Here is an 18,941-nt window from a genome sequence, read left to right on the forward strand (position 1 = left end):
TAGATCATTCGGGTACATATTGTAATAAATTAACAATTAAAAACCCTGTTGATTGAGTCCTTCTTAACATACGGAGTAGCAGGATTGTGAGATAATCATAAATGTTTCTTTGCTAACATAGTCAAAGGGGGAGAGATAGAATGAACATTATACACCAACAGGTATTTGATATTTTGGACAGTGTGGGAATTGAGTTGGAGACAGTCATTAAGAGCCGCGGAAATAAGATTTGTTACATAGAAATCTAGGGCCCGCTAGACTTTAACGGGTCTTTTTTTGACTTTTTAAGGTATGGGAATAGAGGAGATTTTTGTTTGACAGAAATAAGGGTTTCATCCATAATATTATTCATAGTAATCTTATCTGTTTTATATGAGAAGGGGGAAGGGGCATGAAAAGGTTCCAAACATCTGTAAGAAAATCAATTTGGGTAGGTACATTGGCAGTTCTATTGTTGGTATTAATTGCGGGATGCTCCGGAAGCAAGAATGCTCCTGCTGCGAATAAAGATGCTCAGCAAAATACGAATCAAGAAAAGAACCAAAGTGCTAATACAGGCGAGCCCGCGGTGGGAGGAACCTTCGTCTACGGGCAGCCGGCTTCGTAAATTCGCTTGATTTGCATAATCAGATTACAGCAAACAATGCTTTTGCCATTGATAAAGTATTTGAACCTCTCGTTGCCTTTGATAGCAAAGGCGAGATTGTAGATTGGCTTGCCAAGTCGCATAGCATTAGTGACGATGGACTGACCTATACCTTCGTGCTACGCGATGGCTTGAAGTTCTCCAACGGGACGGATGTTACTGCGGAGGACGCCGTATTCTCGCTGCAGCGGCATTTGACTGTTGGCGGTCCACTTGCTATAGCGGCTAAGGTTGACACCATCAAAGCGGAGGATAGCCACACGCTGGTCATTACGCTGAAGGAGTCGTATACACCGTTCATCTCCGAGCTGTCCAACTTCTCCAACGGTATCCTTCCGAATAATTTCGGTGGGGTTTCTGAGGAGGAGTTCTTCAAGAAGCCTGTGGGCACAGGACCATTTGTTGTAGAGCAATGGGACCCGGCTGGCGATCTGACCTTTGCCAAAAACCCATACTATTGGCAGGAAGGGAAGCCGTATATTGATAAACTGGTCTACAAGCTGATTGAAGACGACAGTCAGGCGATCAACCAATTGAAGGCTGGGGAGATCGACGGCATCGAATCGCTTGCTCTGCAAAATGCCGAAGAGATCAAGAATGGCGCTGACACTACCGTAGTAACAAATGGCAGCTGGGTGACTGAACAGTTGTTCTTTAATACGTTAGATCAACATTTCTCCGATGTTCATGTTCGCCGGGCTTTAGCCTTGGCCATCGATCGCGAGGGCTTGACCAAGGCGCTAACCTTCGGTTATGCACAAACGGCAAATTCATTGCTACCAACGGCAATTCCATATCATTCAAATGATACGATCAAAGCGTTGAACTTTGATTTGAATGCTGCCAAGGAGGAACTGGCCAAGTCAGCCTTCCCTGATGGATTCACCACCAAGTTGCTTGTGGCCTCTGGCAACAGTACAAGGGCCCAAGAAGCGCAAATTATCCAGGCAGCGGGCAAGGAGATTGGGATTAATATTGAGATTGAATCGATCGAATTAGCCACTTTCCGGGAACGTTTCTTCGCTTACGATTTCTCGGCTATGCTTAACAGTGGGCAAGCGGATTCTCCTGATGCGAACTCGATTATTGCCTTCCAGACCGATCCGGAAGGATTCAGCAAATCGTACTGGACGCATTATACGAATGATGAAGTAACCAGGCTTCTGCATGAGGGGCAGAAGACACCGGATGGGGATGGCCGTGCGAAGGTCTATTCAGATCTGCTGCAAATTGTTGCGGATGAAGTGCCGTATATCCCGCTTTATTATCCTGAGATCCTGAAAGGTGTTCGTTCTTCTGTCGATAGCTTTGTTGTTCTGCCTAACGGTAGTGTTCGTTTTGAAGAAGTTCATATTAAACAATGATGAAAGTAAGCAAGACATTAAATAAATCGCCGGGAGGCAATGTATCCGGCAGTTGGCTCATATTGGCTGTTGTCAGGGCGTTGGTCGTGATCCTATGTGTGATGACAGCCGTATTTTTCATCATCCGTATTGTTCCGGGGGACCCTGCTAAGATGATTCTGGGAGAATACAGCACGCCTGAGGCTATTCAGAATATGCGTCATACGCTCGGGCTGGATCTTCCTCTATGGGAGCAATTCTTCCGATTCGTAAAGACGCTGTTCACCCAAGGAGATACGGGGAATTCAATTATTTCCGGGACCTCAACCAGAGCGTTAATCGCCGAACGGGCTCCCGTTACCCTGCTTCTGATTGGAATGGCTTGTGTTCTGGCAGTGGTGGTTGCGCTTCTATTAGCTGTGTTTGCTGCTACACACAAGGATCGGCTTGCGGATCATCTAATACGTGTTATCCCTACAATAACGTTGGGCATGCCCGTTTTCTGGGTTGGCTTGCTATTGATCCTGCTCTTTAGCGTCCGTCTTCACTGGTTTCCCGTTGGCGGGATCGGGGAAGGCTGGACCGGAACTTTATACAGTCTTACGCTACCGGCAATTACCGTCGCTTTTTCTCAGATCCCTACACTGGTTCGTTCATTAAGAGCGCAGATGCTTGAGGTGCTGGAGTCCGATTTTGTAGTTACCTTAAAAGCTGCGGGAATACCGAGCCGGGTAGTTCTGTTTAAGCATGTGTTGCGCAACTCGGCTCTTCCGACGTTGATGCTGTTGGGCGTGAATATCTCTTATTTGATCGGCGGCACGCTGGTCGTTGAACAGGTATTTGGCATTAAGGGGATTGGCAGCTTGCTGTTCAGCTCCATCGCGAAACGGGATTTCCCGGTTATTCAAGGAATAGCGCTATATTGCGCGATATCTGTCGTGATCATCAGTCTGCTGATTGAAATTATATCCTGGTGGCTTGATCCCAGAACGAGGGGAAAACAATGAATCCTATCCAAATAGACTCTCCAAGGCCTATGGGCGGAAGGAAAATAAGCCTAGCCAGCCGGGTATGGAACACTCCCTCTCTTCTGGTCGGAGGCCTCATGTTTGCCGTACTTATCGGGCTGGCGGTGTTCATTCCTTTCATTAGTCCTTATCAGCCTTCGGAGCAAAATTTAAGCGCCTTTTTGCAGCCTCCGTCAGCCGAGCATTGGCTGGGACGGATCAACTTGGGCGCGACTTGTTTACAAGATTGATCTATGCTGCGCGAAATGACCTGAAAATCATGGTTCTGGCGGAGATCATCCCGTTCTGTACGGGAGTATTTCTAGGTATGCTGGCAGGTTATTACGGGAAATGGCTTAATACCATGATTTCGCTGCTGACGGATACGCTGATCGCGTTTCCTTTTTATTTAATCGTTATTATCGTAGCCTTTGCCAGCGGAGCGGGAGAACGAGGCATTTATATCACCTTTATGCTGGTAGGCTGGATCGTATTTGCCCGTGTGGTAAAAGGTCTCAGTGCTTCGTTCCGCGAACAGGAATGGGTCGCATCCGCACAGACTTTAGGGCTGCCTGGAGTAAGAATCATCCTGCGCCATCTGCTCCCCAATGTGCTGCCGCAAGCGATTGTGGTCCTCATGACGGATATGATCGGCCTGCTTGTGGCGATCGTTACGCTCGGTTATCTGGGTATCGGCATTACACCGCCAACCCCGGATTGGGGGACCATGATTGCAGACGGGCGTTCCTTCATTACGACAGCCTGGTGGCTCTCGGCAGTTCCGGGTCTAGCCGTGGTATATACAGGGATTGCTTTGTCTCTGGTGGGTGACGGCTTGGCAGACTTATGGAGGAAAAAATAATGGCTGCTAACACGGTGTTACAGGTTGAGGCCTTATCATTGGCCTCTAAATCTAAGAAACTAGTCGATAATGTCAGCTTCTCGTTAGGTAAAGGAGAGAGTCTCGGCCTAGTTGGCGAATCGGGCTCGGGCAAATCACTTACGCTGCGTGCGATTCTCGGATTGCTTCCCCGCGGTATTGAGCAGACGGGAGGAGTCATCAAGAGCGATGTGAGTAGCGCCATGGTATTTCAAGACCCGAGAGGTGCTCTGGACCCGCTCTGCCCGGTTGTGGCGCAGGTGGCGGAGGTCATTTATTATCGGCAGAAAGTAAGCCGGAAGGCTTCCCGCATTCAAGCGCTTGAATTGCTCGAAATGCTGGGCCTCCCCGATTCTTTGAAAAGATCGGACCGTTATCCGAGCCAGCTCTCGGGCGGTCAATGCCAACGGATCGTCATCGCTATGGCCTTGGCATGCAAGCCCGGCATTTTACTCTGCGATGAGCCGACAACGGCGCTGGATGTGACTGTACAGCGGCAAATTATCGAGACGATCACAAGCCTGCAGCGTGAACTAGGGTTTGCCATGGTGTTTGTCACCCATAATCTTGCGATTGCCGCGGCCCTATGCTCCGAGCTGTGTGTGATGAAAGAGGGACAGATTGTTGAGCATGGCAATATGCTCAGTCTTTTGCAAAATCCTACCCATTCTTACACGCGGATGCTGCTTGATTCGGTGCTTCCTTTACCGGAGCTTGAAGGGAGTGAACAGTGATGGAGCCAGCTTTACAGGTGAAAAATATAACGGTTCAATATGGCGGGTTTACCGCGCTGGACCATGTTGATCTGAATATAGAGCGGCATACGACCCTTGGCCTTGTCGGAGAATCCGGCTCGGGGAAATCCACCTTGGCCCGCGTCATTGCCGGCTTGATCGCTCCCGATGAGGGGGAGATCTGGCTAGGATCGCAGCCATTGAAGAAGAAGAGAAGTCGCGAGCAGCGCAAAAATGTGCAGATGATCTTTCAGAACCCGGACGCATCGCTGAATCCGAAGCATTCGATCCGGCAGATTTTATCTGAAGCGCTGTTATTTCATAGAATCGTAGAGCGGCGTCAGATCGAACAGAGATGTAAAGAACTCCTGGCTCGTGTTCATATCGAAGAGGGAGCTTTGGACAGATATCCTCATGAATTTTCCGGGGGCCAGCGGCAGCGGATTGCGATTGCGCGCGCATTAAGCGTGGAGCCAAGCCTGCTGATTGCCGATGAACCGACAAGTGCGCTGGATGTGTCTGTTCAATTAAGTGTGCTTGAACTGTTTCATACACTCAAAGAGGAGCTCAATCTCACCATGCTGTTCATCTCCCATGATCTGGGGGTTATTCATGCGATTAGCGATACTGTAGCAGTTATGAGGCAGGGAAGACTGGTAGAGGTCAATCCCAAGGATCAATTCTTTACCCGGCCTGAGACGGATTACAGCCGTGAGCTGTTGTCCGCAGTGCCACGAATACCGGGACCAAATACAACAGGAGGTTCATATGACTAGAAAAATTAAAAGCTATGTGCCGCTTTCATCACTCGAGTTCAATACAATTACCGAGCTGTTCTCCAAGCTGTTGTATACGCAGCATCCGCCTGTCATTATCCCGGGGAAGCGATCTTGGGAATTGAGGCGATGGCGGCGGGAATCGCTGCGCCTGGCAGAACGATTTTAAATATAGTGACCTGCCCTTATGGAAGTTTATTTGGAGGGTGGCTAGAGCGTGGCGGTGCAACCGTTGCCGAGGTAAAGGTTCCTTTTGATCAAGTGGTTACGGTGGAGGAGATTGCTGCGGCGATTGAACGGTATAAGCCTTGTGCGCTTTCTTTTGTCCAGGCGGAAGTGGTTACAGGCGGGGCGAATCCTGCCAAAGAAATCTTAAAGGTTGCACGCGACAACAATCTAATTACGGTAATGGATTCCGTCTCGGCAGTTGGGGAGAGGCATTACGAGTGGATGATTGGGGAGTCGACTTTGTGGCAGTAGGCGCGCAGAAGGCTCTGGCCGGACCTAACGGCGTCAGTGCGGTGGCCGTTTCACCACGGGGCTGGGAATTTATGGAGTCCAATGCAAATGCTCCGCGCAATTCGATCTTATCCTTGCTCGATTTGAAGCCGATTGATAATGATGGTGCAGCGCCGGTACGTGTTCCTGCTAACATTCCAACGCTGGAGGCCAGAGCCCTAATGGAGGCCTTAACATTTGTTGAGGAAGAGGGCTTGGCACAAGTTATTCGGCGCCACGAGCTGGCCTCATCTTCCGCCGTTGCTGGTATTAAAGCTTTGGGGCTAGAACCTTGGCAGAAGGACGGCGGCAGAAATTATTCCAAGCTGACAACGACGGTGCGGATTGCTGATGAGCAGCGTTTGCTTATCGAGCGTCCTATTGGCATTGTGGCTCCTGGAGATGGTGAATTGTTCGGTCAGCTTCTGAGGATTAACCATTTTGGTGCTAATGCTTGTCGGCAAAGTGTGGAGGAAGCAATTGAGGTGATCGGTAAGTTACTGGAGCGGGACGAAGATGCCGCAGTCCAGGTCGTCCGCCATGTCTGGGAGGCAGGAGATCTTCGATAAGCAACCTCGGCAGCAATCTTCATATAGCTGATGCCATTATTCTCGGTACCGATCCATACTAGGCAGCTAATGCGGATCAGCTTCGGAAGAGCATTGTATCCGTCATTACAGGAGCTGAGGAAGCGGATCTGCTGTGATTCTAACGAAACATGGTATCGCGCTATACGCACTAAAAATGGCATCTGCAAATTCTAACGAAACGTAGTATCGCTATTTAACAAAAATAATGCCATAAATCCTATTTTTAGCTCAAATAACGATCTGTAGTTTCGTTAGAGAAATTGAAGGCGCGGCTGATTGACCAATCAGCCGTGTTTTTTTGTTGACTAGTAATCTGTTCTCTAATATCCTCGATAGACTTTTGAATCATATTCATATAAAATACTGCATTGACTTTAATTAACTTTATTTCAAATAACAATAGAATCTATATTTAAGAAAGGAAAACAAGTAGTAAATGAAAGTAAACATTAAAATTATTGAAAAACTTAAAGAAGAATCTTGTACTTTTTACATTCACAAAATAACATCTTTTATCCAAGACATGGTATCCACATTAGAGAATAGTACTGATAACTATTTAATGGCAAAGTCTATACGCAAAAATGAACAAGAAAAAATTTCTTGTTCAACTATTTTTTATCTGGAGTATCTTGAAAGAAAAATATTTATTTATACAAAAGAAAATATATTTGAAACAAAAATCCCCTTATACAAATTAGAATATGATCTTCCAGATCATTTTATTAGAATTTCAAAAACGGTAATTATCAATATTCATTTCTTAAATAAGTTTTCTGTTAAACCAAACGGAAATCTTGAAGCATTGCTATCAAACGGAGAAAAGGTGATTGTGTCAAGAAAATATGTGTCTTCTTTAAAAAATAGGTTAACAAAATACTCCAATTCTCCACTTACGTATTGATTTTTACCACTTATGTTTGCAAGTATTTCTTTAAGCCTCCTTTGATGTAAATATTAATAAAAACAAAGGAGGAATCACAATGTATACAATGATTAAAGAAGTATTTATAAGAACTCCATTTTGGGTATGGATATTATTATTCATTTTAATCAAAAGAGGTATTGCTATTTCTCAAGAAAGACCGGTTAATTTGTCTAAGATGTTCCTTGTTCCCGTGATTTTTATGATATGGGGGCTTGATAAAATTACCACTGAATTTACTCACCTAGGATATTGTTTGATAAGCTATGTTATTTTCATTCTTCCAGGTATTTTGATCGGTTATTTGTTGTATAAAAAATATCAGAATTTCTTCAAACAGGGGACGGTTATTTTCAGAAAGAAATGTTATCTTCCATTAATCATTATTTTGATTAATTTCTTTGTAAAATATCTCCTAAATGTAGCTTTAGGAATTTCGCCATTTTTTTATGATGATATTTCATTTAATATAATTTATTCTGCCGTATGTGGACTATCTGTAGGTTTATTTTTTGGAGGAATCCTCTATACATTGTATATACAATCAAAATTGAATAATGTTTTCTTAAGATCATAAATAATACGAAAGGAAAGACGTAATTGAAAATAAAAAATCGATTATTTACAGGTTTAGGGACTGGATCATTTATATATATGATAGTTCTACTTTCGAGAAACAATAATGCACCTATTACAAAAGCTGAAATCATAAGTGTTCTTTTAATTTCTGCTTGTGCAGGTATCTTCACATTCATTTTTGATATTGAAAGAATTAGCTATTTGTTCGCTTTAGTTATTCATTTCTTCATGATGATTCTAGTTGTTTTTCTTATTTCAATATGTAACCATTGGGTAGAAACCTTCCCAACTGCTGATTTTTTCGAAAGTGTAGTTTTGTTTTATGCACTTGCATGGCTAATATCCTTTTTAAACGCAAAAAAAGATGCTAAAGATTTAAATATGTTACTAAAAAATAAAAAGAATGTTTGAAATGTTCTTTATCACCTAGCGTTCAACATCATCTCTACCTTCGTGAGATGTTCATCCATCCGCAGGGAGGCGAGGGCTTCATCTTGAAGGGAGATTGCTTCATAGATAAGTTGATGTTCCTTTAATAGCTGCAAAGTTGAATCACTCTCGCCAAACAGCCACATGCGCCGTGTACTGCCCATATGCTTCGCGCATTCCTGGTGGAACATGGCGAGCATGGGGACGAGGATCGGATTGTGGCTGGCTTCGGCCAGATAGACATGGAATTGCAGGTCATCTTGCTGGCTTTTCTCCTCGTCCTCCAAGTGTTGTTCCATCCGCTTCAGACAAGAAGACATTCGAGCGAGATCCTGCTCCGTTCTTCTTCGTGCTGCGAGCGCGGCGGAGCCGATCTCGACCAGCTTGCGGGCTTCGATCAAGGAGCGTAGCGAATCCATATCTGCAAGTGAACTGAGCAATTGCTCGACAGAATTGTGCTCCGGTCTACGTGCGAAGGTACCTCCGCCATGACGGATATCCAGCCAACCCATCGCTTTCAGGGCACTTTGAGCTTCGCGAATCGTTGATCGGCCTACTTGATATTGCTTGGCTAGCGCTTCAACAGAGGGAAGCCGCTCTCCTTCGGCATAGCTACCGTCCTTCAATTGTTGGAGCAGATGTTCTGCGACCAGCTCCGCTCCTTTTTTCATTTGTATATGGTACATCATAGAGTCCCCTACTTATTTATGTTTGAGAGGCAGTATAATCCCCAAGTCTATATTCCTTCAAATTTTAAATTAAGACTATACATGCGCTTTCATTATAAGGTATAATATCCCAAAAGTCATCAGATGACCTGAACAGTTATTTGAATCTAAGCTGTTTTTGTCCAGAATATATCGCGTATTGCTTACCGGCTCAAATTCATTGCAATTATTAATTTGTATGGATTCGGCTTCATCCACGATGAAGACAGGAAGAGGAGAGGTGCAAATGAGATGCTAGATTCTGAGGTAAGACAGTCATTGCTTCAGTTGCTTGGTCCAGAGCGGTTCCGGGATGATCAGGAGACCTTGGTCACCCATTCTTATGATGCTACCCCGATGCTACAATCACTGCCTGAAGCGGTTGTCTACCCGGAGACGACTGCCGAGGTGCAATCTATACTGAAGCTTGCCAATGAGCATCGCATTCCGATCGTACCTCGAGGTGCTGCAAGTAATCTATGCGGCGGCACTGTTCCTGTACAAGGAGGCATCGTGGTAGCTATGTCGCGGATGAATAGGCTACTTGAACTGGATACCGACAACTTGACGGCTACCGTGCAGCCTGGCTTGAACACGAAGAAGTTCCATCTGGAAGTGGAGAAGCGGGGATTGTTCTATCCGCCAGATCCTAGCAGCATGGTGATCTCGACATTAGGCGGCAACATTATGGAAGGTGCAGGAGGTTTGAGGGGACTCAAGTACGGCACGACGAAGGATTATGTGATCGGTCTTGAAGCGGTACTTCCCTCAGGGGAGATCATCCGCACAGGCGGCAAGCTGTACAAGGATGTAGCCGGTTATGATCTGACGAAGCTGCTTGTTGGTTCCGAGGGAACTCTGGCGCTTATTACGGAGGCCACCTTGAAGCTTTTGCCTGCTCCGGTCGTACGTCAGACAATGCTGGTTGCTTTTGCAGATATTTATGGCGCAGCTCGCTCTGTCTCACGCATTGTTGGCGCGCGAATTATACCTGCCACTCTGGAAATTATGGATCAGCTTACGATACGTGTGGTAGAGGACTATAATCATATCGGTCTTCCTACGGATGTGCAGGCCATATTGCTAATCGAGCAGGACGGGCAAGAGATGGAGAGTGTTGGGAAGGACATCGCCGCGATTAAAAATATTTGTGCCACGGAGGGAGCGACAGACATCCGGATTGCCCAGAATGAGTTTGAAGCAGGGCAACTGATGATGGCGCGCCGGAGTGCTCTTCTACGCTTGCTCGGATCTCACCAACGACGATCTTGGAGGATGCGACTGTACCGCGTTCTGCCATCGCCGATATGATCCTGGCTATTAATCGGATTGCTGATAAATATCGCGTTAATATATGCACCTTCGGACATGCGGGGGATGGTAATTTGCATCCTACATGTACAACAGATGCCCGCAATGAAGAGGAGATTCACCGTGTTGAGGAAGCTTTTGCAGAAATCTTTGATGAGGCAATATCACTTGGCGGAACGATCACAGGTGAACATGGCGTTGGAACCGTTAAGGCTCCTTATCTGGAATGGAAGGTTGGTAGTGCGGGTATTGATGTGATGAAGGGTATCAAGCAGGTGTTTGACCCGAACGGTATTATGAATCCTGGTAAGATCTTCGCCAAGTCGTCCCGCAAAAGGCTGGTGATCTCGAAATGAGTAGTCCTAATCCTAAAGTAGAGCGGGATCCATCCTTATTAACGCTGCAGCAGGAGCTTAGTAAGCAGTTGGACTACAATGAGCTGATGAACTGTATGCGCTGCGGCTTCTGCCAGCCTTCTTGTCCGACATATCAAGAGACTGGCATAGAGGCAGCTTCGCCCCGGGGAGAATTGCACTCATGAAGGCAGTAGCTGACGGTGTAATGCAGCCGGATGAGTCATTTCGCCAACAGATCAACCTATGCTTAGGCTGTCGGGCATGTGAACCTGTATGTCCATCCGATGTGAAGTATGGTCAGCTTCTGGAGCAGACCAAGTTGGTACTGTTCGAACGCCCGCTTCGCTCTGCTAGGAAGAAGAGTGATCAGTCCGAAGCTTCGTCTCGATCCGGTTCTAAGCCTGAGTCAAATCGGCCCCCAACATGAAGCGGCTGCATAAGCTGGTGAAGCCAGCCTTTAAGAGTCATAGCCGCATGCTGTCGCTTAGTGTTCTACTTGAGAAATATCAGCGCTCCGGATTGCAGCGCTATGCTGCGAAGAAGAGGCTGCTTCGATTTCTGCCAGTTCATATGCAGACATTGGAGCGCATCCTGCCGCAGGCTGACAGTCAAGGTGTAGTAAGACGGATGAATACCAGCCTCCTGCCAGCAAAGGGAAAGCGGATTGGAACAGTAGGTATGTTTCGTGGCTGCATTATGGATGTGCTCTTCACGGAGACGAATGTGAATACGGTGAACCTGCTTAGAGAATCAGGCTATGATGTCGTTATTCCTGAAGCGCAGGGGTGCTGCGGAGCGCTGTTCTCCCACAGCGGCGACCTGAGTACAGCGCGAGAGTTCGCGAAGAAGAATATCCAGGCTTTCGCTGAGGCCAAAGTCGATTATATTGCATCCAATGCTGGTGGCTGTGGAGCCATGCTGATTGAATATGATCATCTACTGAAGGATAATACGGAGTGGTCAGAGCAAGCGGAACGTTTCTCGGAGAAGATCAAGGATATTAGTGAGCTATTGCTTCGTTCAGAACGATGGAAATCGCTAATAACTACCGATCATGAACACGGATACAGCGAATCCGCAGAGCCTATACCTCAGGATACGGTGACCTATCAAGATTCCTGTCACCTACGCAATGTAATGAAGGGCGGCCGAGGGCCAAGGCAACTGTTACATCTCCTACCCGATTTGAATTACGTTGAGCTTGAGGGAGCAGAGGGCTGCTGCGGTTCAGCTGGCATTTATAATCTAGTTCAGCCGAAGATGGCTAATGATATACTTGATCGCAAAATGGACAAAGTGAATGAGACCGGCGCATCAGTCGTTCTGACGAGCAATCCCGGCTGTCTCTTACAGATGAAGATTGGCGTCGAGCGTGAGCAGGCACAGGACCGTCTGAAGGTGATGCATGTTGTCGATTATTTTGCTGAAAAAGTAATGAAATAGAGCGCTTGAGTCCACCTTAAAAAATAGGGACTGAACCTCCAAGTATACATCCAGTGTATCCTTCGGAGATCAGCCCCTTTTATATTGTTAAACTTAGTGATTATTACAACTTACGACTGAACTTTCTTCGCGCCAGGCAGGAACTTGTTCAATAATATAGCCGCAATGGAAGCAGCTAGGATTGGTGAACCCAGCAAATATTGCACGAAGGTAGGTAAGGAATACAAGTAATCCTTCGGAATAAGCACTAATGCCAAAGTTATAATCATCGGAATGGCTACGATGTACATTTCTTTCTCGCCGATTCGCTCGTTCTTCATGACCTGTATGCCGTTAATGGCGATAATACCGCAGACAATGCAGAATACGCCGCCGATGACAGCCGTCGGGATGGATGAGATTAGAGCAGCCAGCTTACCGGAACAGCCAAAGATAACGAACCAACCACCAACGGCAAGGAAGACCCGACGGCTGGCAATCCCGGTGATGGAGATAATGCCGGCATTGGTGGAATAACCTGTAACCGGAGTAGAGCCGACTAGCGAAGCAATCAGGCAACTGATCCCCTCACCGATAACTCCTCGGTTAATATTTTTGTCCGTAAGCGGTTTGTCGATAACGTTGCTGACGGCAAACCAAGTTCCTGTAGTCTCAGCTAGCAGCACGAGATAGATAATGACCATCGTAATAATGGCTGAGAAGTTGAAGGAGAAGCCGAAGTCGGCAAAAGGAATCTGCGGCATACTGAACCATTTGGCATTACTAACCGCTGAGAAATTCAATACTCCCATAAAATTCGCAGCGATACATCCGCCGATTAACGCGAACATAACGGACATAATCCGGAATAAAGATCCTTTTGTACCTAATAGAGAACCGAGGACCACAAAGATTAGTAGCACTGCTCCTGAGATCAGAGCCAGCATAACGTTCTGATTGATCGTCGCGTCAGCGGCTTCATAAATATTATCCCTGATCCCCACAGGCAATAAAGATAGACCTACGATAAATATGATCGTACCGCCTACAATTGGCGGGATGAAGGATTTGACGATTTTATTAAAGACACTGGTCATGCCCAAAATAATAACGAGAACCGCGCCGACTAAACTCGCGCCCAGTACGGAATTCCAGCCTAACTGCCCGCCTCCGCTAGCGGCATAGATACTGACAATCGCTCCAAGTGGAACATACGAAGGACCTTGGGCGATCGGCAGCTTCATGCAGAAATAGCTCTGCACAATCGTAGCCAGACCCGCAGCGATGAAAGTAGATTGAATCAGTGCGCTTGACTGATTGGATTGTAAACCAATTAGCATGGCGATCAAGAAAGGAACTACATAGACGTCCATCGCTAATACATGCTGTAAGCCTAGAAGGGCGGACTTGCCGAAGGATATCTTCTGGTCGGGTAGAACCGTTAGCTGTTGTGAATTCGCCTGAGTTTGATCTGGGTTGACTGTTTCTGTTTTCACTGAGATGTGCACCTCGAATATAGTATTTTTATAGTTTAGCGGGAATGAACTTTCTCACCTTGCACCCACACTTCACGGATGTTTTCAGGTCTGGCCAGATACATGATCTTCTCGAAAATCCCATGTAAATCTTCATTCTCATCAAAGATGGGTAGCTTGGCGGAAGGCAATTTCGTATCGATGATCTGAACATCCCATGCATAATTCTGTTGAATGCGACCGATCGGTAGGCTTAGGCTTTCACCGCCCCCGGCTGTAGCCAGGTAGAATGCTTCGTCAATCGTAATTCGCGACTCTGGCACGCCACGTTCATGCGCTGGCAGAGAAGGATTCACGCCATCTTCTAGCATTCTAGAAGAGATAACGGCTTGTCTCACATTATCGAACAGACTAGGGGAGAAGCCGCCGGAAATGTCTGTACCCAGTCCAATATCGATACCTTTGGCATGGAAGTGGGCAACCGGAATGACACTATTGGCAAAATACGCGTTCGATACTGGACAATGTGCAATTGCCGTTCCGGTCTCCGCAAATAAATCCGCATCAGGCTCGTCTAGGAAATTGCAGTGCGCCATAATCGACTTTTCACGCAGCAAACCGAAATCTTGCAACGCGAAAGCATCATTTTTATCAAAGCGATCTCGAACATAACCATGAGCCCAATCACTCTCGCTGCAATGCGACTGGACATAGGCATCGTATTTGGCAGCCAGCTTGCCGAGACCTTCTAATGCTTCATTTGTGCAACTCGGAATGAAACGGGGGGTTACAACCGGATAGACGCCTTGCTTCACAGTCTTGGCTAATTCTCGAACGGCAAGAATGAACTCTTCCGTATCCACTAGAGCCGAATTCGTGTCAGCGTCGCGGTAATATTCTGGGTTTTGTGCGGGATCATCCATAACTACCTTACCGACGAGCCCACGCTGTCCCTTCTCTGCGCAGATCTCAGCTAGTAGAAGACTGGCTTCTTTATGCACCGTAGCAAAATATAGTACTGTCGTTGTCCCGTTAGCGAGCAGGGTACTGACTAGATCATCATAGACCTTTTTGGCAAAATCCAGATCCGCGAACTTGGATTCTAACGGGAAAGTGTAAGTATTCAGCCAGTCATATAAAGGAATGTCTAGGGCTGTTCCCGACTGCGCCCATTGTGGCGCGTGCACATGCAGGTCGATGAATCCGGGCAGTAAATATTGCCCTTCTGCCAATCGATGAAAGTTGCTCTTGCCTCGATAAGCCTCTAGTAAAGGTTGATAATCCGCATCTTCTGGCGAGATGACCTTCGCAATCATTCCCTCTTCATTGATCGCAAACAGATAGTCTTTTAATATTTGAATTTCTTTTGGAGATTGACTGGAAAAAGCAGTTCCTTGAAATAATTGCATATATTTATCCATAGTTACCGCCTTAATGTTCGTATTTTAAATGTATAAAAGCTATTATAATCGGATAAAAACGATTAGTCTATATCGAAAAGGCGAATATAGGTGATAACTTGCTCAGTTATTCTGAGGAATTCGTTATTACTTTTCAATATATAAATAAACAATCCCCAGATAAATAATCTGGGGATTAATGTAGGTTAAACAATATCAATCTAAGAAGGTACTACAATCGCTTTAGTTACATTTAGCTTTGGATATGAAGCCATGAATTCTGGCAGTTCATCTAACTGGATACGGTGGCTGATGAGCGGCTCAATTTGTATAATGTTCTGAGCAATGAGTGCAATTGCTTCCTCATGAGTATACGGATTGATAAAAGAGCCCATAATCCGTAGCTCTTTACTGAATACATCAAATGGAGAGAAGCAGGCTTGCGCATCTGGCGAGGCAACGCCAAAGATTAGGATCTGTGCACCTTTGCGCGCTGCTTTAATGGCTAACTCAACAGATTCAGGTCGACCGACACATTCGATGACGATATCGGCAGAGTTCTGCAGCCCCGCGGCCTCATTTGGATCAAACGGTGACACGATATTGTGTGCGCCAAGATTCCGCAGAAGCTCGTGCTTGTTCAGGTTTGGCTCGCTCACGGTGATTTGCGTAACGCCTGCCGCTTTGACAAGCTGGAGGAACAACTGTCCAATAAAGCCACCGCCAGAGATCAATACATGATGATTCGCCCGCAGATCCAATTTCTTATTGCCATGCAGCACACATCCAAGTGGCTCGACCATGGCTCCTTCGATCATACTCACATGTTCCGGTAATTTGTAACAGTTGGCAGCTGGAACAACGCATCGTTCAGCCATTCCGCCGTCCCGTGTTACGCCAACAGCATTTAACTTATCACACAGGTGAGCACGACCATTACGGCAATACTCGCATGATCCGCAATAGATATTCGGATCAACGGATACACGATCTCCCTGCTGTAAAGTGGATACACCTTCACCTACGGCCACGACAACTCCCGAAAGCTCATGGCCGAGCACAATCGGAGGATTTACCTCGGCTGAACCTGGGTGACCATGATAAATATGCTGGTCTGTGCCGCATATGCCGCAGCAAGCAACTTGAAGAAGAACTTCATTGTTGCCAGGCGCTTGCTCAGTCCACTTTTCGACTTTCATATTTAATGCTCCGTGAAGAACTGCAGCCTTCATGATGCTCATCTCTTTTCCTTATAATGTTATAGTAGTGTGATATTATTGCCATCAGTATTTAAGGTGGATACTCGAAGTGTCTCCCAAGGGATCGCCTTGCCATAAGATTGCTTGACTTGAATCACTTTGGTTTGGCTTGGAAGCAGATCGAAGAAGTTGTCATTCATGACAAGCCATTCTTCGTCCAGTTCAAGCTTAACCATGCGCGCTACCTGATCTGTCGATATTCGGACAAGACCAGCTGACTTATCAACACTCACCTGCAATTGCGCAGGATTGAATCGCATGTCCTTGTAATCGCGTAAGTAGATGAAGTTGTCCTCGGTAATAGAGCTTGCGGAACTCACGACACATACAACATCAGCTGCATCGGCTCCAGCTGTCAGATCCAGTTCAGTCAACGTAGCAACCTGCAGCTTACTATTTGCAGGAACCAATACATCGAACTCGTGTGTGGACAATACAGATCCGTCCATTCGATACACAGTTAGTCGTACCGTATCGTTATAATCTTCAAGGCGGTCGTTCAGTACCCACAATTTCAGGTCCTTCCCTGGATCATGATCAGCGGTGATCAGTACAGGTGCAAAAAACTTGCGCGCATAGTGATACGCTGCCTTCGGGAGTCCATAATAGTCAATTACCGACCAACTCGTTCCTGGCCAGCAATCGTTCAATTGCCAGAACAGCGCCCCGCTCGTATCTGGTTTGTTGCGGCGGTAATGCTCGATGCCATATTTTAATCCTTCGGCTTGGGTCAGCATGGAGTAGTTCAAATATTCCTCTATATTACCTGGGGCACCTGTATATCCTTCCATGAGAAGAATGCCCTTCGGATGGTGAATATCCTTATTGCGGTACATCATTTCATCACTGCGCCAGAAGAATTGGTTCTCTGGTATGTTGCGCTGCAGAGTGTAACGATTGGATGATGCATGCATACCGAATTCGCTCGCGAACTTGGTCATGTCGCCTTTGAATTTCTTGAAGGATAAACCTTCAACGCTATAGTCCTGCAACTGCGGCTGACCGAACTCGCGTGGTTCGATATTGCCATGCCACACTTGCCAGTTATGAGTGTCACCTTCCTCACGCGAGTTGTGGTCGTTACCCCCAAAAGGTGAACTAGGCCAGAAGGTTCGTGTAGGATCGAGCGTCTCCAGCAGAGCAGGCATCAGCTCGTGGTAAATTTTCTCCCCATAGAACGGATGTGGAATCTCTCCGCTTGAACTGAGTGCCTCGTACAGCCAATCATTCTCGTTATTGCCGCACCACAAAGCGAGGCATGTCCGGCTGCGCAGTCGTCTCACGACCTGTTCGATCTCACGCCGCACATTATCCATGAAGTTGCGGTTATAGTCCGGATAGAGGGCACAGGCAAACATAAAGTCCTGCCACACGAGCAAGCCGAGCCGATCACATTCATCGTAAAATATATCGCGCTCATAGATGCCGCCTCCCCAGACACGTAGCATGTTCATATTGGCATCCTTGGACATTTGAATGAGATGCTGGTACCTCGTATCTGGCACAGCAGCAATGAAGCTGTCGATAGGAATCCAATTGGCTCCTTTGGCGAACAGCTTTACACCATTTAATACGAAGGTGAAGGCGTGCTGTCCATGTTCATCCCGTTGCATGAGTTCAAGCGTACGGATGCCAAATCGCTGTTCATGTACGTCAACAGACTCCTCATTACACAGAAGCGTTACTTTCAAATGATAAAGATATGGTTCACCTAGGTCGTGCGTCCACCACAATGATGGGTTCGAGACGTTTAGACGTACTTCGCCGCTTAAGTTATATGCACAAATTGCACCGTCTTGGATCAGTCCATTATAACGATCGAGTTGGATTGTTTCTGAGGCAACTGGATTATTTTCTGCATCCATTAATTCCACAATAGCGGAGCATGGTTTGTTTTTGTTAAATGCTCGGACGTCTACTGTTACATCTACAGTTGCTGATTGGTCCGTTATTGTAGTCGTACGCGCGAATATACTCTCCACATAAGCATTGCGGCGTTTGATAAGATGTACACCCTTCCAAATACCTGAGCATACAAGCCGTGGGCCCCAGTCCCATCCGTAATGATATTGAGCCTTGCGTGTCCAGATCCGCTTCTTGCTGAAACCGGACCAGTAATATTGCATTTTAGCTTGAGCATGCAGATGTACAGGGTCAATCTTGACTGCAAGTACATTCTTGCCTTTCTTCAATTCACGTGTTACTTCAAATGAGTGGGCAATAAACATATTGTCAGTTGATCCAAGCTCTACCCCGTTCAAGTACACGGTTGCAAAAGTATCTAATCCTTCGAAGATCAATTCAATGCGTTCTTGGTCATCTTGCTCGTCATCCCAATCAAATGTGTTGCGATACCACCATACCTTATTCTCTACCCAGTGAGACTGTTGATCGTTATGTCCATAGAAAGGGTCTGCAATGATACCTCGCTCGATTAACGTGGTATGCACATCCCCAGGTACTTTGGTAGTCATCCAGAAATAGTCAATATAGTCGGGAGAAGCAACCTCTAAGTCCCGCGCTTCGCCTACATTGAAATCCCGCAGCTTCCAGTTCTCTTGTAGTTTCATCTTATCCCCAATCTGAAATACGCCACAACCAACA

General features: G+C 46.4%; 16 protein-coding genes and 3 pseudogenes. 14 read left to right on the forward strand and 5 right to left on the reverse strand.

The features are described from left to right. Positions 1–391: 391 nt before the first annotated feature. From RE628_RS04815 to RE628_RS04870, 12 genes and pseudogenes are all read left to right on the forward strand, one after another. A complete protein-coding gene (locus RE628_RS04815) occupies positions 392–607 on the forward strand; it encodes a hypothetical protein (RefSeq protein WP_309157656.1) in 216 nt (71 codons plus the stop codon). Between the two features lie 11 nt (positions 608–618). Beyond that, positions 619–2,010, forward strand: coding sequence for an ABC transporter substrate-binding protein (locus RE628_RS04820; RefSeq protein WP_309157657.1), 1,392 nt, complete (start codon positions 619–621; stop codon positions 2,008–2,010). Further along, a complete protein-coding gene (locus tag RE628_RS04825; RefSeq protein WP_309157658.1) occupies positions 2,007–2,996 on the forward strand; it encodes an ABC transporter permease in 990 nt (329 codons plus the stop codon). The genes RE628_RS04820 and RE628_RS04825 overlap by 4 nt, the downstream gene beginning before the upstream one ends. A gap of 29 nt (positions 2,997–3,025) precedes the next feature. Next, positions 3,026–3,247 carry a hypothetical protein gene (locus RE628_RS04830; RefSeq protein ID WP_309157659.1) on the forward strand — a complete coding sequence of 74 codons (222 nt, stop codon included), beginning with the start codon at positions 3,026–3,028 and terminating at the stop codon, positions 3,245–3,247. Next, complete coding sequence (locus RE628_RS04835) at positions 3,232–3,858, forward strand: ABC transporter permease (RefSeq protein ID WP_309157660.1); 627 nt, start codon at positions 3,232–3,234, stop codon at positions 3,856–3,858. The genes RE628_RS04830 and RE628_RS04835 overlap by 16 nt, the downstream gene beginning before the upstream one ends. Further along, the gene (locus RE628_RS04840) at positions 3,858–4,610 is read left to right on the forward strand and encodes an ABC transporter ATP-binding protein (protein ID WP_309157662.1); all 753 of its coding nucleotides are present in this window, start codon (positions 3,858–3,860) and stop codon (positions 4,608–4,610) included. The genes RE628_RS04835 and RE628_RS04840 overlap by 1 nt, the downstream gene beginning before the upstream one ends. Next, positions 4,610–5,386 carry an ABC transporter ATP-binding protein gene (locus tag RE628_RS04845; RefSeq protein ID WP_309157663.1) on the forward strand — a complete coding sequence of 259 codons (777 nt, stop codon included), beginning with the start codon at positions 4,610–4,612 and terminating at the stop codon, positions 5,384–5,386. Before RE628_RS04840 ends, RE628_RS04845 begins: the two co-directional genes overlap by 1 nt. Further along, complete coding sequence (locus tag RE628_RS04850; RefSeq protein ID WP_309157664.1) at positions 5,379–5,555, forward strand: hypothetical protein; 177 nt, start codon at positions 5,379–5,381, stop codon at positions 5,553–5,555. The genes RE628_RS04845 and RE628_RS04850 overlap by 8 nt, the downstream gene beginning before the upstream one ends. Next, a pseudogene (locus tag RE628_RS04855) lies at positions 5,516–6,453 on the forward strand (aminotransferase class V-fold PLP-dependent enzyme). Before RE628_RS04850 ends, RE628_RS04855 begins: the two are co-directional and overlap by 40 nt. Positions 6,454–6,910: 457 nt before the next feature. Further along, complete coding sequence (locus RE628_RS04860; RefSeq protein ID WP_309157665.1) at positions 6,911–7,378, forward strand: LytTR family DNA-binding domain-containing protein; 468 nt, start codon at positions 6,911–6,913, stop codon at positions 7,376–7,378. A 79-nt stretch (positions 7,379–7,457) separates the two neighbouring features. After that, complete coding sequence (locus RE628_RS04865; protein ID WP_309157666.1) at positions 7,458–7,976, forward strand: DUF6622 family protein; 519 nt, start codon at positions 7,458–7,460, stop codon at positions 7,974–7,976. A 23-nt stretch (positions 7,977–7,999) separates the two neighbouring features. After that, positions 8,000–8,389, forward strand: coding sequence for a DUF3021 domain-containing protein (locus RE628_RS04870; protein ID WP_309157667.1), 390 nt, complete (start codon positions 8,000–8,002; stop codon positions 8,387–8,389). 11 nt (positions 8,390–8,400) lie between these two features. On the opposite strand, the gene RE628_RS04875 is transcribed toward RE628_RS04870, so the two are convergent. Next, positions 8,401–9,078, reverse strand: a complete 678-nt coding sequence (locus RE628_RS04875) for a FadR/GntR family transcriptional regulator (protein ID WP_309157668.1) — start codon at positions 9,076–9,078, stop codon at positions 8,401–8,403. A 288-nt stretch (positions 9,079–9,366) separates the two neighbouring features. On the opposite strand from RE628_RS04875, the pseudogene RE628_RS04880 reads away from it, so the two are divergent. Both RE628_RS04880 and RE628_RS04885 read left to right on the forward strand, forming a co-directional pair. After that, a pseudogene (locus RE628_RS04880) lies at positions 9,367–10,781 on the forward strand (FAD-binding oxidoreductase). After that, positions 10,778–12,224 (forward strand): annotated as a pseudogene (locus RE628_RS04885) ((Fe-S)-binding protein). Before RE628_RS04880 ends, RE628_RS04885 begins: the two co-directional pseudogenes overlap by 4 nt. A gap of 110 nt (positions 12,225–12,334) precedes the next feature. Here RE628_RS04885 and RE628_RS04890 read toward each other — a convergent pair. From RE628_RS04890 to RE628_RS04905, 4 genes are all read right to left on the reverse strand, one after another. Continuing rightward, positions 12,335–13,699 (reverse strand): uracil-xanthine permease family protein, encoded by a 1,365-nt coding sequence (locus RE628_RS04890; protein ID WP_309157669.1) that lies wholly within the window; start codon positions 13,697–13,699, stop codon positions 12,335–12,337. 35 nt (positions 13,700–13,734) lie between these two features. Continuing rightward, positions 13,735–15,099 carry a guanine deaminase gene (guaD, locus tag RE628_RS04895; RefSeq protein ID WP_309157670.1) on the reverse strand — a complete coding sequence of 455 codons (1,365 nt, stop codon included), beginning with the start codon at positions 15,097–15,099 and terminating at the stop codon, positions 13,735–13,737. Between the two features lie 200 nt (positions 15,100–15,299). Continuing rightward, on the reverse strand, positions 15,300–16,310 hold the full coding sequence (locus RE628_RS04900) for a zinc-dependent alcohol dehydrogenase family protein (protein WP_309157671.1): 1,011 nt from the start codon (positions 16,308–16,310) through the stop codon (positions 15,300–15,302). A 26-nt stretch (positions 16,311–16,336) separates the two neighbouring features. Next, positions 16,337–18,907 carry a beta-mannosidase gene (locus RE628_RS04905; RefSeq protein ID WP_309157672.1) on the reverse strand — a complete coding sequence of 857 codons (2,571 nt, stop codon included), beginning with the start codon at positions 18,905–18,907 and terminating at the stop codon, positions 16,337–16,339. Positions 18,908–18,941: the final 34 nt, after the last annotated feature.

Source organism: Paenibacillus sp. D2_2 (assembly GCF_031199965.1).
Classification (GTDB): Bacteria; Bacillota; Bacilli; order Paenibacillales; family Paenibacillaceae; genus Fontibacillus.

Bases quoted from the DNA above. Each gene is read 5' to 3' on its own strand.
- RE628_RS04905 (WP_309157672.1), bottom strand. From the start codon at position 18,907: ATGAAACTACAAGAGAACTGGAAGCTGCGGGATTTCAATGTAGGCGAA.
- guaD (WP_309157670.1), bottom strand. From the start codon at position 15,099: ATGGATAAATATATGCAATTATTTCAAGGAACTGCTTTTTCCAGTCAA.
- RE628_RS04830 (WP_309157659.1), top strand. From the start codon at position 3,026: ATGGGCGGAAGGAAAATAAGCCTAGCCAGCCGGGTATGGAACACTCCC.
- RE628_RS04865 (WP_309157666.1), top strand. From the start codon at position 7,458: ATGTATACAATGATTAAAGAAGTATTTATAAGAACTCCATTTTGGGTA.
- RE628_RS04845 (WP_309157663.1), top strand. From the start codon at position 4,610: ATGGAGCCAGCTTTACAGGTGAAAAATATAACGGTTCAATATGGCGGG.
- RE628_RS04825 (WP_309157658.1), top strand. From the start codon at position 2,007: ATGATGAAAGTAAGCAAGACATTAAATAAATCGCCGGGAGGCAATGTA.
- RE628_RS04815 (WP_309157656.1), top strand. From the start codon at position 392: ATGAAAAGGTTCCAAACATCTGTAAGAAAATCAATTTGGGTAGGTACA.
- RE628_RS04900 (WP_309157671.1), bottom strand. From the start codon at position 16,310: ATGAAGGCTGCAGTTCTTCACGGAGCATTAAATATGAAAGTCGAAAAG.
- RE628_RS04840 (WP_309157662.1), top strand. From the start codon at position 3,858: ATGGCTGCTAACACGGTGTTACAGGTTGAGGCCTTATCATTGGCCTCT.
- RE628_RS04875 (WP_309157668.1), bottom strand. From the start codon at position 9,078: ATGAAAAAAGGAGCGGAGCTGGTCGCAGAACATCTGCTCCAACAATTG.
- RE628_RS04850 (WP_309157664.1), top strand. From the start codon at position 5,379: ATGACTAGAAAAATTAAAAGCTATGTGCCGCTTTCATCACTCGAGTTC.
- RE628_RS04860 (WP_309157665.1), top strand. From the start codon at position 6,911: ATGAAAGTAAACATTAAAATTATTGAAAAACTTAAAGAAGAATCTTGT.